This window comes from Bradyrhizobium sp. SRL28, assembly GCF_018596315.1.
GTDB lineage: Bacteria > Pseudomonadota > Alphaproteobacteria > Rhizobiales > Xanthobacteraceae > Bradyrhizobium.
In genome coordinates, this window is sequence record NZ_JAHEAG010000115.1 from 1 (window position 1) to 5,247 (window position 5,247).

3 protein-coding genes are annotated in these 5,247 nt (G+C 60.2%); 1 reads left to right on the forward strand and 2 read right to left on the reverse strand.

Features of this window, described 5'->3' with window-relative positions; translation table 11 throughout:
• Window positions 1–118: 118 nt before the first annotated feature.
• Window positions 119–943 (reverse strand): alpha/beta fold hydrolase, encoded by an 825-nt coding sequence (locus KIP88_RS45245; RefSeq protein WP_214494545.1) that lies wholly within the window; start codon window positions 941–943, stop codon window positions 119–121.
• A 14-nt stretch (window positions 944–957) separates the two neighbouring features.
• Entirely contained in the window at window positions 958–4,284 is a 3,327-nt protein-coding gene (locus KIP88_RS45250; protein WP_214494546.1) for an AAA family ATPase, read from the reverse strand.
• A 713-nt stretch (window positions 4,285–4,997) separates the two neighbouring features.
• On the opposite strand from KIP88_RS45250, the gene KIP88_RS45255 reads away from it, so the two are divergent.
• Window positions 4,998–5,247, forward strand: a 250-nt coding sequence (locus KIP88_RS45255; RefSeq protein WP_214494547.1) for a hypothetical protein, incomplete at its 3' end; no start/stop codon positions are given.

Consider the following 5,247-nt stretch of genomic DNA (forward strand, 5'->3'; position numbering starts at 1 on the left):
TCATTCGGCAAATCGGCGATGTCCGGTAAGTGGAAGACTGTAATATTGCAGTGCTATCCTATCGGCACCAACGAGGCGCGACGGCGGGGTGACGAGGACGAATTCCTGGCGTTTCGTCTCAATGACCATTGATGAATTGGAGTGCGGCCTCGTTAAAGGGCCCAGGCGACTCCAGACAAAGGGCATGCGAGGTGCCGGGGAGGATGAGCCGTTGGACATCCGGCAGATAGCTCGCAAGCTTTTCGCAGGTGACCCGAAAGATCGGTCTGGTGCTGGCACCCTCAATAAGTAGCACCGGCATCGTTAGCCTTCGTGCGCTCGCAGGCGTGAACGGTGGCGGCGGGGGCCGCGGGCGTAACGCGGCGCCGATCACGTCTGCATTCTCGTTGATGAAGGCGAGATGCTCGCCGCGAATCCGGTCGAGGGCTTCCTGCCCGAACACATAGAGGAGTTGCTCCTCGACAGCCTTGGTCCGATTGCCATTCTGCCATTCGTCGAAAACTATCTTCCTGTTCTCGCCAAATTCGGCCATCAATCCCCGCACTGCAGGATCGTCCAGCGCGATTGTCGCGACCGCCGGCTCCGCCAGCACTAGTGAACGGACAAGTTCCGGATGCTCGCTGGCGAATTGCGCGGAGACCCCGCCGCCATAGGAATGGCCGATGAGATGAACCGGCGGCAGGTCAAGCTGGCGTAGCAGGGTTGAAAGGTCAGCAACGTGGGTGGCGACACTGAATCCCGCGCCGTCATCCGGCCATTTGTTCGGCCAGTAGTAGCGCTGGCTGAGCGCAAGGACCCGGTAGTTCGGGCGAAGCACATCGACTTGTCGGCGCCACGAACGATAGTCGCCTAACAGCCCGTTGATTAGGATTACGGGAGGGCCTACGCCCGCCTCGAGATAGGTTAGCTCGGCGCCGTTGATCTCAATCGATCGCCTGTTCATTGGCGTAACGTCCTCTATCGACGCAACGTGTCCAGCACTTTTCGAGCAGCGGCAAGATCGACGATTTCGTATCTGGTATCGAATGCGTCGATGATGGCGCGCAGGCGTGCCTCACCCTCCTGGGAACGCCCTTGACGTGCGAGAACTGATGCTAGTTGTGTTGTGGCGCGGAGCTCGAATAGTCGCGCTTCCTGCCGCTGGGAAACAGCGACCGATTTTTCGAACAGGCGCACCGCGCCGGACAGATCGTCTGCGCAAGCGGCGATTTGGCCGCGAATGCGGATGCATTCAGCCAGGAAGCAAGCTTCGTCGGTATTGATGACGAGGGCATCGACCTCGTCCAGCAGATGCGATGCCTCCTCGAGACGGCCCGCCTGCACCAGAAGATCACACAGCCTGCATGCCCGATCCGGGGTAGTAAACACCACGCCCTGTCCACGCCAAAGCACCATTCCCTCGCGGGCATCGTCGATGCCGGCATTCAGCTCACCCAATCGCGAGCGCGCAAGTCCTCGCAATGAAAGACCGCTGCTAAGTCGGGCGGCGTATCCATGGCGTTCGCTGATCTCGATGATCTTCGCCGCGTCCCGCAGTAGCACATCGTTTTGGCCGAGCAGCGCGCACACAAGGCTCTTTGTCCCAAGAGCCCAGGTGATGTCGTAAGGCTTCTCCATCCGGTCAATCGTTCGAACAAAGCACTCGGCCGTCTCGACGGCCTCGTCAACGAAACCCATCGCAACCAGTGATCGGAAAAAGTCTTGCTGGGTCGGTATGAGTTGATCCCCACCGCCCAGCAAAATACGGCGGCTGGCGTCAGTCCAATCAATCAGATCTCGGGCCTTACGCATGGCTTCGATCGCGAAGCGCCATTCTGCCCGGTTGAAATGAGCGGTCCCCTTTGTCGACCAAAGGGCGCTCACATAGGCTGGGGATAGCAGATCAGCGTGGTTTTCCAATTGCTCATCGGCGAGCGTCAGGTAGTCGCGATTGCGCCCGGTGGCATAGGAAAACGCAGCGATCGAAAGCACCACTTCACACTGCAATTCGACCAATGCGGTGTTCGCGGCGGCACGACGTGCATCATCAAGCGCCTCACCAAGGCGCTCAGAACGATAATCGCCCGACTGCACCAAGGCACTGGCCATCGCCAGATGGAGACGGGCTATCCGCTCGGCGCCGCCGGGCACATCGGCTAGTCTCTTGCTGCAGTCAATCGCATTGGCAAAGTGCGATACCGCCTCCCGGGCGGCAGCCCTTGCCATGGCGGCCACTCCCGCCTTTTGCCAATATTCGAGCGCGCCGCCCCAATCGCCGGCTTCCTGAAGATGGTGCGCGACGAGTTCCGGGTTGCGCTCGACCGCTGTGGCGCGAAGCTCGACCAGGACAACAGCGATCTGGCGGTGCAATTGGGCCCGTTGGTTGCGAAGAAGGGGGCTTACGGCCGCGTCCTGGATCAGTGCGTGCTTGAACTGATAGCTTTCGCTGTGGGGATCTCTTCGCGGGTAGATAAGCTCAGCCTCGATCAGGTCGTGCAGCGCCCGTTTGACTGCGGCAGCATCTCGCTGGGTCACTGCGATCAGAAGATCGGCATCGAACACCCGGCCCAAAAGCGCCGCCACCTGAATGATTTGACGGATCGGCGCCAGACGATCCAAACGGGTGTGAAGTGCGGCCTGCAAAGTCGCAGGGATCTCGATGGCCGCGCCGAAGGCGAGGTTACTCCTGCTTTCGGCGACCGATTTGGTAAGCTCTTCGATGAATAGTGGCACACCGTCGGTCTTAGCGACCAATTGCGCCACCATGGCTGCCGGCAGATCATCGGGCGCCACGCCACGTATCATCGCTTCGGTCTCACGACGGCTGAGCCTGGCGAGCGGCAAGGTCACCATCTGCGACGAGTTCGACCACGGCGCCCGAAACTCCGGTCGGGCGGTCAGCAGAACGAAAAGCCGTTGGGATGCCATATCGGTGAGCGTCTGACCTACATGTTCCGTGGTCGAGGGATCAATCCAGTGGGCGTCCTCGACGACCACAAGGACTGGGCTTCGCCGCTGCACCGCAGAGGTAAGCCGCGACAGGGAAGCGAAGACAGCTCGGCGAACCTGTTCAGGATCCGCTGGGCCGGCATTCCACCCCGGATCCGTAGAAAGACCCAGCAGCATGGCGAGTGGTTCGACCACATCGGCACTGTCCAAATCGAGATCGCCGAGAAAGTGTCGGAGGCGCTCGCGCCGCGCGACGTCATCTTTTTCGCCGGCAAAACCCAGCGCCCGATGCAATTGTTGGATTACCGGCCAAAACGCGCTGGTCTGATGTTGTGGAGAACCATAAAAGACGATCTCGGTGTGCGGCGCTTCGCGAAGCTGCATGCGAAGCGTCTGCAGCAAGCGGGATTTACCGATGCCGGCTTCTCCCTGCAGCAGCACGGCCTGGCCTTCGCCTTCCATCGCGTTCTCCCACCGCTTGGTGAGAAAGCCGAGTTCGGTCTCGCGGCCGATAAGTGGGGTCAAGAATTGTCCACGTCTCGCCTCAAAGCGGTTGGGTGCAGCGCTGGGGCGCAGCACCCGATAGATCGCAATCGGTGCGCTGACGCCCTTGAGCATTTGCGGGCCAAGCGGCTCAACCTCGAAGAAGCCCTCCACGAGGCGTTGCGTCGCCTCGCTCATGACCAGACTACCCGGCGGTGCAAAGCTTTGCAGACGTGCGGCAATATTTGGCGCTTCGCCAACGATGCCGTCACACAGGCGCTTCTCGCCAACTCCCAGTTCACCGACAACAACCGGGCCGGTGTGGACACCGCAGCGAGCTTCGAGACCTTCTCGCCCAAGCTCGGTTAATCCGATCATGATGTCGAGGCCCGCCTGGACTGCGCGCTGAGCGGAATCCTCGTGGGCCCTCGGATAGCCGAAATAGGCGGTCACGCCATCGCCGATGAAAAGGCCGATTTGCCCTTCATGGCGCTGAACCACCTCTGCGCATACCTTCTGAAATGACAGCAGCAGATTTCGCAGATCTTCCGCATCTAACGCCTCAGCGAGCTGGGTCGAGCCGACGACGTCGCAAAAAAGGACGGTCAGTTGCCGTCGTTCCGCTTCAGTTGCGGGCTCCGCTGGCGGAACGATCGGCGGCGACCCCATTGACTGCATCGCTGCGTCGGAGAGGTTGCGCTGCCCCTCAATAGCCTGGAGCAGGCGCTTGCGGGCGCCAACCGGCAGCCCGGCCGCCGTCAGGTCTGCATCTGTCAGTTGGGGCAGGATGTCGAGTTCGATGTCCTGAGCCAGTAGCGCGTCCGCGTAACGGCCCAGTCCTCGCGCCTCAAGCCACTCGCGAAGTTCTGCCATTTTGGCCCTCGCAGAGTTTCGCCGTACATCTTAGCTCTGTACGTGCGTCAGGGTACTCGCAAGCACTGCTTCAGTCAGCAATTATTGGCCACTTCTGTCTTTAGGGCATGGGAGCCATCTGGTCGATACGTGCTGGACCTCCACGCGATGTTGGTTATGGGTCAGCTGCGCTGACTAGGGTACCCGCCCGCCTTTGATCGCCAAGCCGCTCACCGCTCGGTGCGGGCGCGGCAGCGATCGGAAGAAACTGTCCGCCCAGAGCCCCATCGTCCTGGCGCCATCGAGGAGAATGTCGCTCAGGGTCCAAAATCAACTGAAGGGAAGGTCCGTTGGCCCAAGGCGGACGTCAGGGTTCTCTAATGCCCGATGCCCGAATGTTGCCGTCTTAAAGATGTTTGGCAGCTAAAAGCCCAAGCAGAATCGTGCCTGAGACAGCAAATACGACTAACATGTTGATCAGGTTTTGCGTAGCCATCGATATCGTCGATGCTGGATAGGTGGGCGGCGGGCCCGTCTTTAAGCTTTTGCGTTTCGCCTTTTGTGGCGTTGTCTTTGCAGACATTGCAGTCCCCGGAGATGGCGGGTCAGGCCCCATGAGGCCTGACCCCGACGCTTTCCCTGTCGAGGTTTGTCCCCCCGATCTGCAGCCACCATTGCATGCTCTTGGGCGCGAAAGCTTAATGGGTCTGGTAAACCAAAGCTGACCAGAGCTGATGGTTTATGAATCCGCGACGTCTGTCCCAGTTCGCTTCGTCCCGCGTTTGAGCCCGTTGGCTTACGTCTATTGGAGAAGGCTCGCCTCCCGAGTTCCTCTCGGCGTGGAGGTTTGCTGTCATGATGAAACGTTCGTTTCTTCAACAGCCCGCTTGTGGCGCTTAGCCGACATGAGTGGCCAAGCTGACGATGCCCGCTTGCGGGGTAAGACGGACCTCAAGGGGACGATCGCCGAAGTCGGCAAATGGA